Origin of the sequence: Streptomyces sp. NPDC001507 (assembly GCF_042894765.1) — a bacterium.
GTDB lineage: Bacteria > Actinomycetota > Actinomycetes > Streptomycetales > Streptomycetaceae > Streptomyces.
Genome location: NZ_JBIAVV010000004.1, coordinates 172,873 through 191,937, shown reverse-complemented (window position 1 = coordinate 191,937; position 19,065 = coordinate 172,873). Strand labels below are relative to the sequence as shown.

General features: G+C 72.0%; 15 protein-coding genes. 9 read left to right on the top strand and 6 right to left on the bottom strand.

The genetic code is table 11. The features are described 5' to 3' along the window. Positions 1–4: 4 nt before the first annotated feature. Genes ACFY0K_RS14670 through ACFY0K_RS14660 form a run of 3 tightly spaced genes read right to left on the bottom strand, consistent with a single transcriptional unit; the run spans position 5 to position 2,542 of the window. Entirely contained in the window at positions 5–757 is a 753-nt protein-coding gene (locus ACFY0K_RS14670; RefSeq protein WP_390640130.1) for an energy-coupling factor ABC transporter ATP-binding protein, read from the bottom strand. Further along, complete coding sequence (gene cbiQ, locus ACFY0K_RS14665) at positions 745–1,506, bottom strand: cobalt ECF transporter T component CbiQ (protein WP_390640129.1); 762 nt, start codon at positions 1,504–1,506, stop codon at positions 745–747. The genes ACFY0K_RS14670 and cbiQ overlap by 13 nt, the downstream gene beginning before the upstream one ends. A gap of 1 nt (position 1,507) precedes the next feature. Continuing rightward, complete coding sequence (locus tag ACFY0K_RS14660) at positions 1,508–2,542, bottom strand: energy-coupling factor ABC transporter permease (protein ID WP_390640128.1); 1,035 nt, start codon at positions 2,540–2,542, stop codon at positions 1,508–1,510. A gap of 176 nt (positions 2,543–2,718) precedes the next feature. Between ACFY0K_RS14660 and ACFY0K_RS14655 the strand changes: the two genes are divergently transcribed. Further along, on the top strand, positions 2,719–3,066 hold the full coding sequence (locus ACFY0K_RS14655; protein WP_093501907.1) for an SsgA family sporulation/cell division regulator: 348 nt from the start codon (positions 2,719–2,721) through the stop codon (positions 3,064–3,066). An 18-nt stretch (positions 3,067–3,084) separates the two neighbouring features. Here the strand turns inward: ACFY0K_RS14655 and ACFY0K_RS14650 are convergent, their stop codons facing one another. The 3 genes from ACFY0K_RS14650 to ACFY0K_RS14640 all read right to left on the bottom strand — a co-directional run bounded on the left by ACFY0K_RS14650 (position 3,085) and on the right by ACFY0K_RS14640 (position 8,405). Further along, positions 3,085–4,755, bottom strand: a complete 1,671-nt coding sequence (locus tag ACFY0K_RS14650; protein WP_390640127.1) for a penicillin-binding transpeptidase domain-containing protein — start codon at positions 4,753–4,755, stop codon at positions 3,085–3,087. A 102-nt stretch (positions 4,756–4,857) separates the two neighbouring features. Further along, positions 4,858–6,468, bottom strand: a complete 1,611-nt coding sequence (locus ACFY0K_RS14645; RefSeq protein WP_390640126.1) for a penicillin-binding transpeptidase domain-containing protein — start codon at positions 6,466–6,468, stop codon at positions 4,858–4,860. A 155-nt stretch (positions 6,469–6,623) separates the two neighbouring features. Further along, positions 6,624–8,405, bottom strand: a complete 1,782-nt coding sequence (locus ACFY0K_RS14640; protein ID WP_390640125.1) for a dolichyl-phosphate-mannose--protein mannosyltransferase — start codon at positions 8,403–8,405, stop codon at positions 6,624–6,626. Positions 8,406–8,534: 129 nt separating this feature from the next. Here ACFY0K_RS14640 and rsmI point away from each other — a divergent pair, with 129 nt between their 5' ends. The 8 genes from rsmI (at position 8,535) to ACFY0K_RS14600 (ending at position 19,011) form a co-directional block, all read left to right on the top strand. Beyond that, positions 8,535–9,383: a 16S rRNA (cytidine(1402)-2'-O)-methyltransferase gene (rsmI, locus tag ACFY0K_RS14635; protein WP_390640124.1), complete on the top strand. Its 849-nt coding sequence runs from the start codon at positions 8,535–8,537 to the stop codon at positions 9,381–9,383. Positions 9,384–9,846: 463 nt separating this feature from the next. Next, positions 9,847–10,281 (top strand): hypothetical protein, encoded by a 435-nt coding sequence (locus ACFY0K_RS14630; RefSeq protein WP_390640123.1) that lies wholly within the window; start codon positions 9,847–9,849, stop codon positions 10,279–10,281. A 46-nt stretch (positions 10,282–10,327) separates the two neighbouring features. Next, positions 10,328–11,230, top strand: a complete 903-nt coding sequence (locus ACFY0K_RS14625; RefSeq protein ID WP_390640122.1) for a TatD family hydrolase — start codon at positions 10,328–10,330, stop codon at positions 11,228–11,230. A 157-nt stretch (positions 11,231–11,387) separates the two neighbouring features. Beyond that, positions 11,388–12,806 carry a ubiquitin-like domain-containing protein gene (locus ACFY0K_RS14620; protein WP_390640121.1) on the top strand — a complete coding sequence of 473 codons (1,419 nt, stop codon included), beginning with the start codon at positions 11,388–11,390 and terminating at the stop codon, positions 12,804–12,806. 64 nt (positions 12,807–12,870) lie between these two features. Continuing rightward, entirely contained in the window at positions 12,871–13,740 is an 870-nt protein-coding gene (gene rsmA / locus ACFY0K_RS14615) for a 16S rRNA (adenine(1518)-N(6)/adenine(1519)-N(6))-dimethyltransferase RsmA (RefSeq protein ID WP_390640120.1), read from the top strand. Further along, complete coding sequence (locus ACFY0K_RS14610; RefSeq protein ID WP_390640119.1) at positions 13,737–14,648, top strand: 4-(cytidine 5'-diphospho)-2-C-methyl-D-erythritol kinase; 912 nt, start codon at positions 13,737–13,739, stop codon at positions 14,646–14,648. Before rsmA ends, ACFY0K_RS14610 begins: the two co-directional genes overlap by 4 nt. A 545-nt stretch (positions 14,649–15,193) precedes the next feature. Next, the gene (locus ACFY0K_RS14605) at positions 15,194–17,008 is read left to right on the top strand and encodes an ABC-F family ATP-binding cassette domain-containing protein (protein ID WP_390640118.1); all 1,815 of its coding nucleotides are present in this window, start codon (positions 15,194–15,196) and stop codon (positions 17,006–17,008) included. Between the two features lie 263 nt (positions 17,009–17,271). After that, positions 17,272–19,011, top strand: coding sequence for a PQQ-binding-like beta-propeller repeat protein (locus ACFY0K_RS14600; RefSeq protein WP_390640117.1), 1,740 nt, complete (start codon positions 17,272–17,274; stop codon positions 19,009–19,011). Positions 19,012–19,065: the final 54 nt, after the last annotated feature.

Genomic DNA, 19,065 nt, shown 5'->3' with positions numbered 1-19,065 from the left:
ATTGTCACGGACGCGGGACGAACCCGAAGGGCAGTTCGAGGCGGTGGGCGCGCATCAGGGCGTCGTCGGCGAGGAGGTCGGCGGTGGGCCCGTCGGCGGCGATCGTGCCGTCGCTCAGCACCAGGGAGCGCGGGCACAGCTCCAGGGCGTAGGGCAGGTCGTGGGTGACCATCAGGACCGTCACGTCCAGGGCGCGCAGGATGTCGGCGAGTTCGCGCCGGGAGGCCGGGTCGAGGTTGGAGGAGGGCTCGTCAAGGACGAGGATCTCCGGCTCCATGGCGAGGACGGTCGCCACCGCCACCCGGCGGCGCTGCCCGAAGGACAGGTGGTGCGGCGGGCGTTCGGCGAAGCCGGCCATGCCGACCTGCTCCAGGGCGGCACGCACGCGTGCCTCCAGTTCAGGACCCTTCAGCCCGGCCGCCGCCGGCCCGAACGCCACGTCCTCACGGACCGTCGGCATGAACAGCTGGTCGTCCGGGTCCTGGAAGACGATGCCGACCCGGCGCCTGATCTCCGCCATGTGCCGCTTTCCGACGGGCAGTCCGGCCACCGTCACGGTGCCCGCGCCGCCGCCCAGGATGCCGTTGAGGTGCAGCACCAGGGTGGTCTTCCCGGCGCCGTTCGGCCCGAGCAGCGCGACCCGTTCGCCGCGCGCGACGCGGAAGTCCACGCCGAACAGGGCCTGGTGCCCGTCGGGGTAGGCGTAGGCGAGGCCGGAGACCTCCAGGGAAGCCGGAGCAGGGGTCACAGGGCCCATCCCAACAGGCAGACGACGAGAGCGGACAGCGGCAGCGTGAGGGCGTACGACCACTCGGCCCGCGAGGCGGTCACCTCGTCGATGACCGGCATCGCACCGGTGTACCCCCGGCTCACCATGGCGAGGTGGACGCGCTCCCCGCGTTCGTAGGAGCGGATGAACAGCGCGCCCGCGGACTTCGCGAGCACGCCCCAGTGGCGCACGCCCCGCGCCTCGAAGCCGCGCGACCGGCGGGCGATCCGCATCCGGCGCATCTCGTCGGTGACGACGTCGCCGTAGCGGATCATGAAGGAGGCGATCTGGACGAGCAGGGGCGGCAGCTTCAGCCGCTCCAGGCCGAGGAGCAGCTCGCGCAGCTCGGTGGTGGCCGCGAGGAGGACGGAGGCCGCGACCCCCAGCGTGCCTTTGACCAGAACGTTCCAGGCGCCCCAGAGGCCGTTCACGCTGAGCGAGAGGCCCAGCACGTCGGTCCGCCCGCCCTCCGCGACGAACGGCATCAGCACCGCGAAGGCGACGAACGGCACCTCGATCAGCAGCCGTCCCAGCAGGAAGCCGGCGGGCACGCGCGCGTGCCGCGCGACGACCGCGAGCAGCACGGCGTACAGCGCGAAAGCCCACATCGCCGTGCGCGGGGTCGAGACCACGACGACCACGAAGGCGAAGACGGCGGCGAGCTTGGTGTGCGGCGGGAGCACGTGCACGCGTGAGGGTGCGTGCCGGTAGAGCCGGTGCGCGTGCCCGGCACCCACGTCAGCGCACCCCGGAAGGGGTGCCGGTACGGCGCCTGCGCACCGCCCAGAACACCGCGCTGCCCGCGACCACGGTCGTACCGACCCCGATCACGCCCGCGAGGCCGCCGGAGAGCCGGGCGTCGGAGACGTCCTCGACGCCGTAGTCGGCGAGCGGGGAGCCGGCCGAGGCGTGCTCCCTGGTCTGCGCGTCGATGCCGTGGTCGTGGGCGACCCTCTCCAGGCCGTCGGGGCTGGCGGAGGCGTAGTGGCTGACGAACCCGGCGAGCACCAGGGAGGTCGCCAGGCCGCTGATCCACAGCGCGCGGCGGGAAGTGCGCGCCGCCACGGGCGCGGTCGGCTCCGGCGCGTCCACCAGTTCGCCGTTCACGCGCAGCCTCAGCCCCTGCCGCAGGCCGCGCGCCCCGTACACCAGGTCGGGGCGTACGGCGATCACCGCGCCCACCGTGAGCGCGGTGATCGCGGCCTCGCCGACGCCGATGAGGACGTGCACGCCGATCATCGCGCCGGCCACCTTGCCGATGGCGACGTCGGTGGTGCCGCCGACCGCGTAGAGCAGGGTGAAGGCGACCGCGGCGGCGGGCACGGACAGCAGGGCCGCGACGAAGGCGGCGCCGGTCACCGAGCGCCGGCCGCGGGGGAGGACCTTCACCAGGCCGCGGAAGACGGCGTAGGCGACCAGGGTGGTCACGATCGCCATGTCGGTGATGTTGACGCCGAGCGCGGTCAGCCCGCCGTCCGCGAACAGGATGCCCTGCATCAGGAGGACCACGGACACGCACAGGACGCCCGTACAGGGGCCGACGAGTATCGCGGCGAGCGCCCCGCCCAGCAGGTGTCCGCTTGTTCCGGCCGCGACGGGGAAGTTGAGCATCTGTACGGCGAAGATGAACGCCGCCACCAGGCCGGCCAGCGGCGCGGTGCGCTCGTCGAGCTCGCGGCGGGCGCCGCGCAGGCTGACCGCGAGGGCGCCGGCCGCGGCCACGGCGGTGACCGCGGAGGTCGGGGCGTCGATGAATCCGTCAGGTACATGCACGGACCGATTTTAGGGTCCTATTGCGAAGCTTTTGCAAGAGAGAGAAGGTCGTCACATGCGGAACCGCTCGGGAAGGATGGCGGTCTCCGCAAGCGCATTACGGAAAATGTGGCACATTGGATAGGAAAGCGGATGCACAGCTTTCGCACAGATCACGGAGCGCAAAGGGCAGTCCGATGTCTGTAGTCGAGCAGTACGCGCGAGCCCACATCGTCACGGACGAGGACGCGCGAGACGATCCGGGCGCGGTGCCCGTCGTCCTGCGCTACGACCCTGACGCCGATCCGAGGACGGTACACATCGGTCTGCCCGGTACGGACGAGTGGACGTTCTCGCGCTCGCTGCTGGAACAAGGCCTCAGGGCACCCGCGGAGAGCGGCGACGTACGGGTCTGGCCGCTGGGGCGGGTCCAGGCCGTGGTGGAGTTCCACTCCGACCACGGCACGTCGGTGGTGCAGTTCGAGTCGAAGGCGCTGCTGCGCTTCCTCAGGCGCACCTACATGGCGACCCCGGTGGCCGGCTGAGCCGCGCCTTCGGGGGACTCAGAGGGACGCGCCCAGCTTCAGCAGTGCCGCCACGATCGGTCCTGCCGTGTCGCCTCCGTGACCACCTGCCTGGACCACGCCCGCGGCGGCGAAGTCGCCGCAGTAGGCGGTGAACCAGCCGTTCGGCTTCTTCTGGCCGTCGACCTCCGCCGAGCCCGTCTTGGCGCCGCAGCTCGAACTCAGGCCCGACATCGCCTTGGCCGCCGTACCGTAGCCCGCCGTGTACTGCATGACCTCCTTCAGCTGCGCCTGCGTCTTCGAGGACATGGTGCGCGAGGCCTTCGCGATCGTCCGGTTGTCGACGCTCGGGTCGACCAGGTACGGCTGGTGGAAGGAGCCGGTGTCCACCGTGGCCGACACCGACGCCATGTTCAGCGGGTTCATGCGCACCCCGCCCTGCCCGATCAGCGAGGCGCCCATCTGCGCGCCGCTCTGCACCGGCACGGAGCCGTCGAAGGTCGGGACGCCGATCGCCCAGTTGTTCATGCCGAGGCCGTAGACCTGCTGGGCCTCGGTGGTCAGGTCGCTGTTGGAGAGCTTGGGCGCGAAGTTGATGAAGGCGTTGTTGCAGGAGGCGCCGAAGCTCACCTTGAACGTGCCCTGCTTGATCTCCGAGTCGTCGTCGTTGTGGAACGTCCACCCGGCGAGCTTGTACGTCTTCGGGCACGGGTGCGACGCGTCCGGGGTGATCAGCCCCTTCTCGAACAGCATGGTCGACGTGACGATCTTCATCGTGGAGCCGGGCGCCAGGGACCCCTGGAAGGCCACGTTGAAGCCGTGGCTGGAGTTGGCGACGGCCAGGACCTCGCCGGTCGACGGGCGCATCATCACGACCGAGGCGTTCTTCTGCGTGGTGACCTGCTTCTCGGCGGCCGCCTGCAGGGTCGGGCTCAGCGTGGTCTTCACGGTGCCCGGCGTGCCCTTGCTGAGCTCCAGGAGCGTCTTGTCGGACAGCTTCGCCTTCTCGGACGCCGTGCCGCGCACCACGCGAAGTTCGACGCCCGCCTTGCCACCGGCCTTCTTGCCGAACTTCTCCCGCAGCCCGTCGAGCACCGAGCCCAGCGACGGGTACTTGGCGGTGGTGATCTCCCCGCCGTCCCGGTCCAGCGCCTTGATCGGCGGGGTGCCGGACTCGCCGGTGACCAGGGTGTCGCCGTCCGCGAGGTCCGGGTGGACGACCGCGGCGTGCCAGTTCACCACCGGCTTGCCGTCACTGGTCCGCCGGATCACGGTGAACGCGGAGTCGTACGACAGCGGCTTGCTGATGCCCTTGTACGACACGGTCGCCTTGACGGAGAACGGGACCTTGCCGCCGGTGCGGGTGCCCTCGGTGAGGGTGACGCCCGTGACATGGGCGTCCTTGGCGTAGCCGGTGAGGAGCTTGATGCAGGCCTTGCTGTCGTCGGTGACGGCGGCGGCCTGCGTGACCTTGCCCTGCTGCCAGGACGACAGGAAGGTGCGCGCGGTCGTCTGCACCTCGGTGGCGGACAGCGGGCCGGTCTTGACGGCCTTGTGGTCGGCCGTCCTCGCCGTCGACGCGTCCGCGGACCCGCCGTCGTAGAGCGCGTAGAGGCCGAAGCCCACGCCGCCGACGACGACGGCGATCACCCCGCCGATGACGGCGGGTCTGTGATTCCGTCGCTCGGCGACGCGCCTTCTCTTGCCCACTGGTCAGTTCCTCCGCACATTCCCCAGGGTCCCCGGCGCCCCGTAGCCCTCACGCTCCCCAACGACGGCACCAGCCTAGAGTCCCGGCCTGTGAGGGTGACGTCACCCACCGATCCGTAGCACGCTTGCGACAATCGGACCGGCCGCGTCGATGCCGTGGCCGCCGTCCTGGGTCATGGCCGCGGCCGCGACGTCGTTGCGGTAGCCGGCGAACCAGCTGTTCGACTTGGACTGGCCGTCGACCTCCGCCGACCCCGTCTTGGCGCCGATGCTGCCGCTCAGCCCGCGCATCACACCGGCCGCGGTGCCGCTGGTCGCGGTGCGGTTCATCATGGCGCGCAGCTGGCCGGTGGTGGCGGGCGACAGCCCCTTCGCGGTGGCCAGTGCACGGCCGTCCAGCTTCGGCGAGACGAGCACCGGCTGCCGGAAGGTTCCCGTCATCGCGGTCGCCGCGACCGACGCCATGTTCAGCGGGGACATCTGCACCTGGCCCTGGCCGATCAGGTTGGCCGCGGTGTCCGGGCCACCGGAGGCGGGGACCCGGCCGTCGAAACTCGGGATGCCCACCTTCCAGTTGTTCTTCCCGAGCCCGAACCGGTCCTCGGCCTCCTTGGTGAGCGAATCGACCTGGACCGAGTCCGCGTACTTCACGAACGCCGTGTTGCAGGAGCGCGCGAAGCTGTCCGAGAGGGTTGCCTTCTCGTCCGGCTGTAGTCCCTTGAGGTTGCTGAAGGTCTGGCTCTGCCAGGTCGCGGTCGGCGGGCAGGGCGCCGGGCCGCTCGCCGTCGTCAGCCCTGTGTCGATGAGGGTGGCCGCGCTGATGATCTTCATGGTGGAGCCGGGCGCCAGCTCGCCGAGGAAGGCCGCGTTGAAGCCGTCCTCGCGGTGGTTGGCGACCGCCAGCACCTCGCCGGTGCTGGGCTTGACGGCCACCACCGACGACTCGGCGTACTTCGTCACCGCGGTCTCGGCGGCGGCCTGCACGCGCGCGTCGAGCGTCGTGCGCAGCCTGCCCGCCTTCCCCTCCGCGAGGGTCAGCAGCGTGGTGTCGGCGGCCTCCGCGGACGCGTGCTGGATGACCAGCTCCACACCGGGGGTGCCGCCCGCCTTGTCGCCGTACCGGCTGCGCAGCTCGTCCAGGATCGGGCCGAGCGACGGGTACCTGTCCTTCGTGAGGACCACGCCGTCGCGGTCCACGGCCTCGATGGGCGGGCTGGCCGCCTCGCCGGTGGACAGGGTGTCGCCGCGCTTCAGCTCCGGGTGGACCACCGACGGGTCCCAGTCGACCAGCGCGCGGTGCGTGGTCTCGCCGCGCACGATCGTCAGCCGGCTCTTGTAGGCGAGCGGCTTCGACTTCCCGCCGTAGGACACGGTCGCCCGCACGCTGTACGGCACGGTGGCGCCGGTCGCCTTGCCGGGCGTGATGTGCACGTCCTTGATGTGCGCCACGTCGCTGAAGGAGGTGAGCACGGGTTCGGCGTCGGCGGAGTCGTTCGTGAGCGACGCCGCGGTCGCCGGCCGGCCCTTCTCCCAGGCCGCGAAGAACTTCTGCGTGGCGTCCTTGATCTCGTCCTTGGTCGGCGGCCCCGTCCGCACGGTCGGCGTGCTGTCACCGTGCAACGCCGACAGAACGTTGTAGGCGCCGTACCCGCCCCCGCCCAGCACGGCTGCGCAGACGCCGCCGATCAGGGCGCCCTTGACCCCCTTGCGCATGATGCGAAAGTCCCTCCCCGTGAGCTTTTGCGCGTTTTGTGAACGCGTTCAAAAGCTGGTTGTGACGCGCACTCTAGGTCGTTGTGGGGCTCCTGTGACAGGCGTTGACCGATTGTTGGCCGAACTGTTGGCCGAACGGAGATCAGGGATGTGGCTCACACCCAGGTGTCGAGCCACATACGTGAACGCCAGGAGTCGATCGGGATCGCCGTGCCCGTGTACAGCGGCCAGAAGTAGATGAAGTTCCACACGATCAGCAGCACCAGGACGCCCGCACTCGACGCGCCGACCAGCCGGCGGGTGTCACTGGAGCCCGGTGGGCCGATGACCGCGCCGATCATCATCGCCACCGCGAGACACAGGAACGGCACGAAGACGACGGCGTAGAACAGGAAGATCGTGCGCTCCTGGTACATGAACCAGGGCAGGTAACCGGCCGCGATGCCGCACGCGACGGCTCCGGCCCGCCAGTCGCGGCGGAACGCCCACCGCCACAGGACGTAGGCGATCGCGAAGCAGGCCGCCCACCACAGCAGCGGGGTGCCGATCGCGAGCACCTCACGGGCGCACTTCTGGCCGGCGTCCGCCGGGCAGCCGTCCACACCCGGGGACGGCGACTCGTAGTAGTACGACACCGGGCGGCCCAGCACCAGCCAGGACCACGGGTTCGACATGTACGTGTGCGGCGAGGACAGGCCGATGTGGAAGAGGTAGACCTCGTGCTCGTAGTGCCACAGACTGCGCGCCCAGTCCGGCAGGAACGTCCAGTTCCCGCCCTTGCCGGCGGTGGCCGCCCAGTTGCGGAAGTAGCCGCCGCTGCCGTCGGTGGGGGAGAGGATCCAGCCGATCCAGGAGGCCAGGTAGACGGCCCCGGCGACCGTGACCATCAGCGCCCAGGAGGCGACCGACTCGACCACGAAGGGCAGGGAGAGCCGGCGTTCGGCGCCCGCCACCTTGCGGGCGCCCATGTCCCACAGGATGGTCATCGCGATGAACGCCACCAGGAAGTACAGCCCGTTCCACTTCGTGCCGATGGCCAGCCCCATCAGCAGGGCCGCCGCCCAGCGCCACGGACGCCAGCCCAGCCAGGTGGTCTTCGCGACGTACGCGTGCGGCCGGACCCGCCCGTCCGCGTCCACCGGCAGCGCGGCCGCGAGCTTCTCCCGCGCCTTGTCCCGGTCGATGACCAGGCAGCCGAACGCGGCCAGCACGAAGAACATCAGCACCCCGTCGAGCAGCGAGGTGCGGCTCATCACGAAGTGCAGACCGTCCACCGCCATCAGCGCGCCCGCCAGGCAGCCCAGGAAGGTGGACCGGAACATCCGCCGCCCGATCCGGCACAGCAGCAGCACGCTCAGCGTGCCGAGCAGCGCCGTCATGAACCGCCAGCCGAACGGGTTGAAGCCGAAGATCAGCTCCCCGAGCCCGATGACGTACTTGCCGACCGGCGGGTGCACGACGTACGCGGCGTCCACCGGGATCCCGACGTGACCGGCCTTCTGCAGGATCAGGTCGTTGGCGTTCTTGTCCCAGTTGACCTCGAAACCGCGGTGGACGAGCGCCCACGCGTCCTTCGCGTAGTACGTCTCGTCGAATATCACCGCCTTGGGGCTGCCCAGGTTCCAGAACCGCAGCAGGCCCGCCACCAGCGTCACCAGCAGCGGGCCGACCCAGCCCGACCAGCGCGTGATCCGCTCGGCGAGCACCGGGGGCACCCCGAGGGCGACCCACAGCCGGGGGTTGGGCTCCGCGTACGGCGGTACCAAGCGGTCGACGACACCGGCGTGCGCGCCGGAGCCGACGGCGCCTCTGTCACCGGAGGCGTGCGCCGTGTGCGCCGGGTAGCCGAACCGGTGCAGCCGCTGCTGCCACGTCGGCCGCTCGTCGAGCACTGCCTGGCCCTGCCGGGTGTCCGAGGAGGACGCGGTACTGGTCACCGCGCCATCGTAGGGAACCGTTCTGTGTGAGTCCCGTGCAATGGGGCTTCGCGGTGGGTTCCTTTGCGTTCACCGCCCCCGGGGCCTGGCAGGGACGGCGCTGTCGGTGGCGGCTGCGAGGATGGGGGTGTGACTGGAACCCTTGTCCTCGCAGGCACCCCCATCGGCGACGTCGCGGACGCGCCGCCCCGGCTCGCCGCGGAGCTGACCGGCGCCGACGTGATCGCGGCCGAGGACACGCGGCGGCTGCGGTGGCTCACCCAGGCGCTGGGGGTGACGCCCAAGGGGCGCGTGGTGTCGTACTTCGAGGGCAACGAGGCCGCCCGCACACCGGAGCTGGTCGAGGAGCTCGTCGGCGGCGCGCGCGTGCTGCTCGTGACCGACGCCGGGATGCCCTCCGTCTCCGACCCCGGCTACCGGCTGGTCGCGGCCGCCGTGGAGCAGGAGATCCGGGTCACGGCCGTACCGGGGCCCTCCGCCGTGCTCACCGCGCTCGCGCTGTCCGGGCTGCCCGTCGACCGGTTCTGCTTCGAGGGGTTCCTGCCGCGCAAGGCGGGCGAGCGCCGCTCGCGGCTCCAGGAGGTCGCCGGGGAGCGCCGCACCCTCGTCTACTTCGAGGCCCCGCACCGCCTCGACGACACCCTCGCCGCCATGGCCGAGGTCTTCGGCGCCGAGCGGCGGGCCGCCGTCTGCCGCGAGCTGACCAAGACGTACGAGGAGGTGCGGCGCGGGCCGCTGGCCGAGCTGGCGGTGTGGGCCGCCGAGGGGGTGCGCGGCGAGATCACCGTCGTCGTCGAGGGCGCGCCCGAGCGGGGGCCCGAGGAACTCGACGCGGAGGAGCTGGTGCGGCGGGTGCGGGTGCGGGAGGAGGCCGGGGAGCGCCGCAAGGAGGCGATCGCGGCGGTGGCGGTGGCGGCGGGGATTCCCAAGCGGGTGGTGTTCGACGCCGTGGTCGCGGCGAAGCGCTCCGCCGAGTGAGAGCCGGGGGTTTTCCCGGAGCGCCGTGGTGGTTGCTGCTGCGCAGCGGTCCGCGGGCCGTGGAGGGCTGGTCGCGCAGTTCCCCGCGCCCCTGAAAGGGGCGTTCGGGTCCCGGCGTTCCAAGGGGGCGCTCCTTGATCTCTGAGCGGGTCGCACATCCGCTGAGCGCGCGCCCCTGACCTGCGGTGATGTGTCCTCTGAGCGGGGTGCTTCTCCTCTGAGCGCGCGCCCCACGGGACGGTAAAGCAAGGGCGGGAAACGCAAAGCCCAGCCCTGCGCGGTGAGGCCCGTTTGGCAAGCCGGCGCCAAATCGCCTCCAACACTCGGCAGGCCGGTCGCATTCGCGTGGGCGAAGGCGTCCACTGGTCGTGAGGGACGCACCCGTCCCTCACCCCCATGGGATTCCGGGGGGAATCCCGTGCCCGGGGGTGCGTGCTTGTCCAAGCGGACAAGAGGAGCTGGCATGAGTGAGATCGCAGGGCAGACCGGCCTCCGCGGTGCGGCCACAGCCGTCGTCCACGAGTCGTATTCCTTCGCCTGCATGCGATGCGGGCACGGCTGGGAGCAGTCGTACGAGATACAGCACCACACCGACGCCGACAACCACGAGTTCGTCAGGTACGTGGCCGACGGCCGGGTCGTCCCGTCACCGCTGAGCAGGCCCTCGTGCCAGAACTGCGACGGCCAGGTCCTGCGGATCATGCGCGCGGGGCAGGTCTCGTCGGTGCGCAACGCCGCGCAGCGCTCGCACCAGCCGGCGGCGCAGGTCCGTCCTGCGGGGCAGACCGGTGCGGAGGACGGACCGGCCGAGGCGGCGGAGACCTCCGCGGAGGCCGCGCAGCCGCACCACTGGCACCTGTCGGATCTCCTGCATCCCTTCCAGCGCAAGGCGAGCTGACCCGGGCGCGGGACCGGCGGGCATGCCCCTTTCGTAGGATCGGGGCATGCCTTCGAACGTCTCCGGTACGGCCTCCCGTACGACCGACAAGAACGCGGCGCCGCCGCTCCCGGAACCCCTCCGGGTGCCCGTCGCCGACTCCCACACGCACCTCGACATGCAGTCCGGCACGGTCGAGGAGGGCCTCGCGAAGGCCGCGTCGGTGGGCGTCGCGACCGTCGTCCAGGTCGGCTGCGACATCAAGGGCTCGCGGTGGGCGGCCGACACCGCCGCCGCGCACGCGAACGTCCATGCGACCGTCGCCCTGCATCCCAACGAGGCCCCGCGCATCGTGCACGGGGATCCCGACGGCTGGTCCCGGCAGGGGGCGCGCGCCGGGGGCGGGGACGCGGCGCTGGACGAGGCGCTCGCCGAGATCGAACGGCTGGCCGGGCTGCCCCAGGTGAAGGGCGTCGGCGAGACCGGCCTCGACTACTTCCGGACCGGGCCCGAGGGCAAGGCCGCCCAGGAGCGCTCCTTCCGCGCCCACATCGAGATCGCCAAGCGGCACGGCAAGACCCTCGTCATCCACGACCGCGACGCCCACGCCGACGTCCTGCGCGTCCTCAAGGAGGAGGGCGCCCCCGAGCGGACCGTGTTCCACTGCTACTCCGGGGACGCCGTGATGGCCGAGGAGTGCGCCCGCGAGGGCTACTTCATGTCCTTCGCCGGCAACGTCACCTTCAAGAACGCCCAGAACCTGCGGGACGCGGTGGCGGTGGCCCCGCTGGAACTGCTCCTGGTGGAGACCGACGCGCCCTTCCTGACCCCCGCGCCGTACCGCGGACGGCCCAACGCCCCGTATCTCATTCCGGTCACGGTGCGCGCGATGGCCGCCGTGCGCGGCATCGACGAGGACGCGCTGGCGACGGCCCTGGGCGCGAACACGGCCCGCGCTTTCGACTACTGAGCGTATATCGATCGTAACTGCCGGATAACGTTCGACGGGGCGCGCCTGTGGTCCGCACGCGACCGTGGGTAGTCGTGCCGCTTTGGAGAGTGACGGACGCTCCGCTAGGTTCTGGGGGCCCGATCCGGACCCCTCTGGCCCTCTGGAGCGTGTCGGCGTGAGCACATCGCAGTACGAGACGTCGGGGACGTACGACCCCTACGGCGCGCCCGGAGTGCACGGCGCGCAGGAGATGCACGAGACGCACGGCGTGCACGACGCCGGGGTGCCGGCGTACCCCACGGCGTACGGGGAGGACACGTACCAGCCGGCGTACGAGGCCGCAGCACAGGCCGCGCAGGCCGCGCAGGCGTACGCCGGAGAGCAGGTGCTGCCACGGCAGGACGACCGCGCGGCGGCGGGGGAGACGCGAGAGGCGGGTGAGCGCCCCGGCGCGGGGCGACGCGCCGCGCGCCGGCGCAAGGCGCGGTACTCCAGGCGCCCCGAGTCCGCCGTCCGCCGGCTGCTGCCGCAGGCGCTCGTCGTCGCGTTCCTCGCGGGCGGCACCACCGCGTTCCTCGCCAAGGACAAGGCGATCGAGCTGACCGTGGACGGGAAGCCGCGCACCCTGCACACGTTCGCCGACGACGTGACGGGACTGCTGGCCGAGGAGGGCGTACCGGTCGGCGCGCACGACGTGGTCGCCCCCGCCCCCGGTACCGCCCTGGCCAGCGGTGACGAGGTCGCGGTGCGCTACGGCCGCCCCGTACGGCTCACGCTGGACGGCGAGCGGCGCGAGGTGTGGACGACGGCGCGCACGGTGGACGGGGCGCTCAGGCAGCTCGGGGTGCGGGCCGAGGGCGCGTACCTGTCCGCCTCGCGCTCCCAGAACATCGGACGCGCCGGGCTAGCGCTCGACGTGCGCACCGAGCGCACGGTCACGATCCTGGCGGACGGCCGGACCCGGACCATCCGCACCAACGCCGCGACCGTCGGCGAGGCCGTCGAGGAGGCCGGGATCACCCTGCACGGCCAGGACACCACCTCCGTGTCCCAGGCCGGCTTCCCGCGCGACGGGCAGACGGTGACCGTACTGCGCGTCACCGGCAGCAAGGAGGTCCGCGAGGAGACCATCCCGTTCCAGGTGCGGCGGACGGCGGACCCGACGCTGTTCAAGGGCACCGAGGTGGTGGAGCGGGCCGGGCGGCCGGGGCTGCGCCGTGTGACATATTACTTGCGCTCCGTCAACGGAGTCCGGCAGAAGCCGCGCCGCGAGACGGCCGAGGTGATCCGGGAGGCGCGTACCCAGCTGGTCAAGGTGGGGATCAAGCCGCACCCCGACTCGGTGGCCGGCGCCGACGGCCTGAACTGGCACGGTCTCGCCGCCTGTGAGTCCGGCGGCCGCCCGCACGCGGTGGACCCCTCCGGGACGTACGGCGGGCTGTACCAGTTCGACACCCACACCTGGCACAGCCTCGGCGGCAGCGGGCGCCCGCAGGACGCCTCGGCCGAGGAGCAGACGTTCCGCGCGAAGAAGCTCTACGTGAGCCGCGGCTCCACGCCCTGGCCGCACTGCGGGGTGCGGCTGCACAAGTGACCGCCGCAAGCCGCCGCACGGGCGGCCGGCCGGAGGCGATCGCGGCGGCCCGTACCCTTGTCCCGTGAGCAGCCCCACCCCCGACGCCCTCCTCGGCCCCGCCGACATCCGTGAGCTGGCGGCAGCGCTCGGTGTCCGCCCCACCAAGCAGCGCGGCCAGAACTTCGTGATCGACGCCAACACGGTCCGCCGGATCGTCCGCACCGCCGAGGTCGGCCCGGACGACGTCGTCGTGGAGGTCGGCCCGGGGCTCGGGTCCCTCACGCTCGCGCTCCTGGAGGTCGCCGACCGGGTCACCGCCGTCGAGATCGACGACGTGCTGGCCGGCGCCCTGCCCGCGACGATCGCGGCGCGCATGCCGGCGCGCGCGGACCGGTTCGCGCTGGTCCACTCCGACGCGATGCACGTCACCGAGCTGCCGGGACCGCCGCCGACCGCCCTCGTCGCGAACCTCCCCTACAACGTCGCCGTCCCCGTCCTCCTCCACATGCTCGACACCTTCCCGAGCATCGAGCGGACGCTGGTGATGGTGCAGTCCGAGGTCGCCGACCGGCTCGCCGCCGGACCCGGCAACAAGGTGTACGGCGTGCCGTCCGTCAAGGCCAACTGGTACGCCGAGGTCAAGCGCGCCGGCGCCATCGGGCGCAACGTCTTCTGGCCCGCGCCCAACGTCGACAGCGGGCTCGTCTCCCTCGTCCGGCGCGCGGAACCGCTGAAGACGACCGCCTCGAGGCGGGAGGTCTTCGCGGTCGTCGACGCGGCGTTCGCGCAGCGCCGCAAGACCCTGCGGGCGGCGCTCGCCGGCTGGGCCGGGTCCGCGGCGGCCGCCGAGGCGGCACTGGTCGCGGCCGGGGTCTCGCCGCAGGCCCGCGGCGAGGCGCTGACGGTCGAGGAGTTCGCGCGGATCGCAGAGCACAAGGAGCCCAGCCAGTGAGCGTCACGGTACGCGTCCCCGCCAAGGTCAACGTCCAGCTCGCGGTGGGCGCCGCGCGCCCCGACGGCTTCCACGACCTGGCCAACGTCTTCCTCGCCGTCGGCCTCTACGACGAGGTCACGGTCACGCCCGCCGACGAGCTGACCGTCACCTGCGAGGGCCCGGACGCCGCCGAGGTCCCCCTCGACCGCACCAACCTCGCGGCGCGCGCCGCGCTCGCGCTCGCCGCGCGCCGGGGCATCGAACCGGCCGTGCACATCCACATCGCCAAGGACATCCCGGTCGCCGGCGGCATGGCCGGGGGGAGCGCGGACGGCGCGGGCGCGCTCCTCGCCTGCAACGAGCTCTGGCGGGCGGGTGCCTCCCGCGCCGAACTCCTCGCCATCTGCGCCGACCTGGGCAGCGACGTGCCGTTCAGCCTGGTCGGCGGGGCGGCCCTCGGTATCGGGCGGGGCGAGCAGCTGACCGTACTGGAGACCGGCGGCACCTTCCACTGGGTCTTCGCGATGGCCGGGCGAGGTCTGTCGACTCCGGCGGTCTTCCGCGAGTTCGACCGGCTCGCACAGGGGCGGGACATCCCGGAGCCGGTGGCCTCGGCGGAACTGCTGCGGGCGCTGGCCAAGGGGGACGCGGACGCGCTGGCCGCCGCCGTCTCCAACGACCTCCAGCCCGCGGCCCTGTCCCTCTTCCCGGAACTCGGTGACACCCTGGACGCGGGGCGCGGAGCCGGAGCGCTCGCCGCCCTCGTCTCGGGTTCGGGGCCCACGACGGCCTTCCTCGCGCGCGACCCGGAGACGGCCACCAAGATCGCCGACGCCCTGCGCACCTCCGGCACCTGCCGCACGGTACGCACGGCGACCTCCCCCGCCCCGGGCGCCACGGTGACCCGTCACACCGCCGCGCCGTAGCGCCCCGAGGGGGCCGAGCGGGAGCCGGACACCAACGTGCTCTCCGTCCTGCTCAACGGGCTGACGTGGACGAGCGGCCCGGAGACCGAAGCCATCGGCCTGGCGTACCTCACGCACCCCGACCCCCTGATCCGCTGGGTGCCCGAACTGCTGGACCGCGAAGAGGGCGTGCTGCGCCCGGGCGGCCTGGCCGCCGTTCTCGCCCTGGCCCGCGACCCGGACCCCGGGGTACGCGAGCGGACCTGCTCCTGGCTGTGGCACTACAAGGGTTGCGAGCCGGAGATCGGGGACCTACTGGTGGAACTCACGCACGACGAGCGGCAGCCCACGCGCGCGTACGCGGTCGCGGCGCTCGCCCTCCGCGACCGACCCGCGCTGCGTGGCGGCCGAGCACCGCATCGGCCCCCTGCAGCCCGGCACGGACGCCGACGCGTTGCCGCTGACCGCGGTCTGGTGGTATCAGCGGCGTCACCAGGAGCAGAAGGAGCACGGCTGACCTCCGACTACCCTGGATGGGCGATCCATCCCCCGTGCGCAGGAGTGAAATGGCCGTCAACCTGGTCAATGTCGAGAACGTCAGCAAGGTCTACGGCACCCGTGCCCTGCTGGACGGCGTCTCGCTCGGCGTGTCGGAGGGGGACCGCATCGGCGTGGTGGGCCGCAACGGCGACGGCAAGACCACCCTGATCCGGATGCTCGCCAAGCTGGAGGAGGCCGACACCGGCCGGGTCACCCACTCCGGCGGCCTGCGGCTCGGCGTCCTCACCCAGCACGACTCCCTGGACCCGGCCGCGACCGTCCGGCACGAGGTCATCGGCGACATGGCCGACCACGAGTGGGCCGGCAACGCCAAGGTCAGGGACGTCCTGACCGGTCTCTTCGGCGGGCTGGACCTGCCCGGTTTCCCCAAGGGCCTGGACACCGTCATCGGGCCCCTCTCCGGCGGTGAGCGGCGGCGTATCGCGCTCGCCAAGCTGCTCATCGAGGAGCAGGACCTGCTCGTGCTCGACGAGCCGACCAACCACCTCGACGTCGAGGGCATCGCCTGGCTCGCCCGGCACCTGAGCACGCGCCGCTCGGCGCTGGTCTGCGTCACCCACGACCGGTGGTTCCTCGACCAGGTCTGCACCCGCATGTGGGACGTGCAGCGCGGCGCCGTCTACGAGTACGAGGGCGGCTACTCGGACTACGTCTTCGCCCGTGCGGAGCGCGAGCGGATCGCGGCCACCGAGGAGACCAAGCGGCAGAACCTGGTCCGCAAGGAGCTCGCCTGGCTGCGCCGGGGCGCCCCGGCCCGTACCTCCAAGCCGCGCTTCCGGGTCGAGGCCGCCAACGAGCTGATCGCCGACGTGCCGCCGCCGCGCGACTCCAGCGAGCTGATGAAGTTCGCCTCCTCCCGGCTCGGCAAGACCGTGTTCGACCTGGAGGACGTGACCGTCCAGGCCGGGCCCAAGGTGCTGCTCAAGCACGTCACGTGGCAGCTCGGCCCCGGCGACCGCATCGGCCTGGTCGGCGTCAACGGCGCCGGCAAGACCTCGCTGCTGCGCGCCATGGCCGAGGCCGCCCGGACGGAGGGCGAGACGCAGCCGGTGGGCGGCCGGATCGCGGTCGGCAAGACCGTGAAGCTGGCCTACCTCTCCCAGGAGGTCGCCGAACTGAACCCGAACACGCGGGTCCTGGAGGCGGTCCAGCAGGTGCGCGAGCGCGTCGATCTCGGCAAGGGGCGCGAGATGACCGCCGGGCAGCTGTGCGAGACCTTCGGCTTCAGCAAGGAGAAGCAGTGGACGCCGGTCGGCGACCTGTCCGGCGGTGAGCGCCGCCGCCTCCAGCTGTTGCGTCTGCTGATGGACGAGCCGAACGTCCTCTTCCTCGACGAGCCCACCAACGACCTCGACATCGAGACCCTCACCCAGCTGGAGGACGTCCTCGACGGCTGGCCCGGCTCGATGATCGTGATCTCCCACGACCGGTTCTTCGTCGAGCGGACCACCGACCGCGTCTTCGCCCTCCTCGGCGACGCCACGCTGCGGATGCTGCCGCGGGGCATCGACGAGTACCTGGAGCGCAGGCAGCGCATGGAGGAGGCGGTCGCCGCCACCGCCGGTGCCGCGGCCGCGGCCGCCAAGCCCGCCACGACCGAGCGGAGCGCCGCCGACCAGCGGGCGGCCAAGAAGGAACTCCAGAAGATCGAGCGGCAGTTGGACCGGGTCTCCGAGAAGGAGAGCAAGCTGCACGACCAGATCGCCGCGAACGCCACGGACTTCGCGAAGGTCGCCGAACTCGACGCCCAGTTGCGCGATCTGGCCGCAGAGCGCGAGGAACTGGAGATGCGCTGGCTGGAGTTGGCGGAGGACGCGTAACGGGCGTACCCACCGGCGTGAATCAGCCTTCTGCGCGCCCCCGCGCAACCCCCTTGCGCGGGGGCGGTGATGGGGGCGTGAAGGCGCGTAACGGCGCCATCACGGGCCGGTTCTCCCTTGGGAACAGCGGTAGATGCGGGCCCGTGGGCTGTCGGTGCCGGGTGGTACAAAGGTCAGTCTGAGAACTGCCTGAGTGCGACCGCGGGTCCGTCACCGGCCTCGGGCAGTGGCTCGAAATCAGTGAACGAGGGGGAAGAACGCTGATGTCACAGCCGCCCGGCCAGCCGCCGCAGGGCGCTTTCGGAGCGCCACAGGACCCGCCGCCACCGGGCGGCGGCTTCGGTCCTCCGCAACAGCCGCCCGCGCAGGGCGGTTTCGGCGCGCCTCAGGGCATGCCCCCGCTCCCTCCCCAGCCGCCCCACCAGCCCCAGCCGGGGTACGGCTACCCGCAGCAGCCCGCCCCCGGCCCCTACGGCACACCGGGCCCGTACGGGCCGCAGCCCGGGTACGGCTACCCCCAGCAGCAGCCGCAGTACCCCGGAGGACCGGGGATGCCCCCGCCTCCCGGCGGAGGCGGCCGCGGGCCGTTCAAGGGGAAGCCCGCGCTGGTCGTCGCGGCGGCGGTGGCCGGACTGCTGGTCGTCGGCGGCACGGTGTACGCCGTGACCAGCGGCGGGGACGGCGGCGGGAAGCCGGTCGCCCGGCAGTCCGACGACCCCAGGGCCTCCGGCACCCCGGTCGACCCCGGTGACGGCAGCGGCGACGGCGGCGCGGACCCGGAGAACCTCAACGCGGGCCGCAGGTCCGGCGAGGCCAAGGTGCTCTGGTACAAGTCGGCACCCGACGCGCCCGCCTCCGGCGCCGACGCACCCGGCATGTGGATCACCGCGAAGACGGCGGTGAAGGCGGCGTACAAGCAGGTCTTCGCCTACCAGGTGGGCAACGGCGACCCGGCCTGGGCCCCGATCACGTTCCCGCAGAAGATCTGCGCGGTCACCTCGCAGAAGTCCGCGGACGACAAGGTCGTCGTGGCCTACATGAACGGCACCAGCGACCGCGCCAAGTGCAACCAGCTGCAGGAGATCGACCTCGACACGGGCCGGAGGGGCTGGACCGCGACCGTCGCCGACGGCGGGCTGTTCGACAGCGCGCTCAGCATCGAGCTGACGATCAGCGGAAAGACGCTGATGGTGGGCCGTTCCCAGTCCGGCACGGCGTACGACCTCGGCAGCGGCCACAAGCTGTACGACAAGAAGGAGTACGGCGCGTCCTGCTTCCCGACGGCGTTCGCGGGCGGCACGGACCGGCTGGTCCAGGTGGCGTCCTGCGCCGCCGGCGCCGCCGCCGAGCACGACGAGATCTCGCAGCTCGACCCGGCCACCGGCAGGGTCGCGTGGACCCGGCCGGTCAAGAAGGGCTGGCAGGTCGAGCGCACCTACTCCGTCGACCCGCTCGTGGTCTACATGACCAACGAGGAGAAGAAGGCCTGGAACATCTCGGTCCTGGACGGCAAGGGTGCGTTCCGCTCCGAGGTGAAGGTGAACGAGAAGTTCGCGCCCGAGTGCGGCTGGGCGCTCCTCGCCCGCGACCTGCAGGGCTGCCAGGGCGTGGCCGTCGACGCGAACACCCTCTACCTGCCGACGGACGTGAGCGGCGGCGCCAACGAGATCGTCGCGATCAGCCTCACCGACGGCACCGCGAAGTGGCGGGTGAAGTCCCCGACGGACGAGTCGATGTACCCGGTCGAGGTCGAGGGCGGCAGACTCGTCGCCTACGTACGGCCGTCGTACGACGCGGGCGGCCAGGTCGTGTCGGTCCCGACCACCGGCGCGAGCCACCGGACCACCCGGCTGCTGCAGAACCCGCGGCACACCGCCGGCATCGAGGGCGGCTTCTACGACGGCGCGGTCGACTGGGCCGACGGTCGCTTCTACCTCTCCTCCACACGGCTGACCGGCAGCGACGACGCGAAGGAGAAGCTGATGATGGCCTTCGGCAACTGAGCGGAGCCCGTCCCGAGCCGTCCCGCAGCCCACGCCGTCCCCAGCCGTCCCCCG

Bases quoted from the DNA above. Each gene is read 5' to 3' on its own strand.
- ACFY0K_RS14630 (WP_390640123.1), top strand. From the start codon at position 9,847: ATGAGTGAGATCGCAGGGCAGACCGGCCTCCGCGGTGCGGCCACAGCC.
- ACFY0K_RS14670 (WP_390640130.1), bottom strand. From the start codon at position 757: ATGGGCCCTGTGACCCCTGCTCCGGCTTCCCTGGAGGTCTCCGGCCTC.
- ACFY0K_RS14600 (WP_390640117.1), top strand. From the start codon at position 17,272: ATGTCACAGCCGCCCGGCCAGCCGCCGCAGGGCGCTTTCGGAGCGCCA.
- ACFY0K_RS14625 (WP_390640122.1), top strand. From the start codon at position 10,328: ATGCCTTCGAACGTCTCCGGTACGGCCTCCCGTACGACCGACAAGAAC.
- ACFY0K_RS14645 (WP_390640126.1), bottom strand. From the start codon at position 6,468: ATGCGCAAGGGGGTCAAGGGCGCCCTGATCGGCGGCGTCTGCGCAGCC.
- ACFY0K_RS14605 (WP_390640118.1), top strand. From the start codon at position 15,194: ATGGCCGTCAACCTGGTCAATGTCGAGAACGTCAGCAAGGTCTACGGC.
- ACFY0K_RS14655 (WP_093501907.1), top strand. From the start codon at position 2,719: ATGTCTGTAGTCGAGCAGTACGCGCGAGCCCACATCGTCACGGACGAG.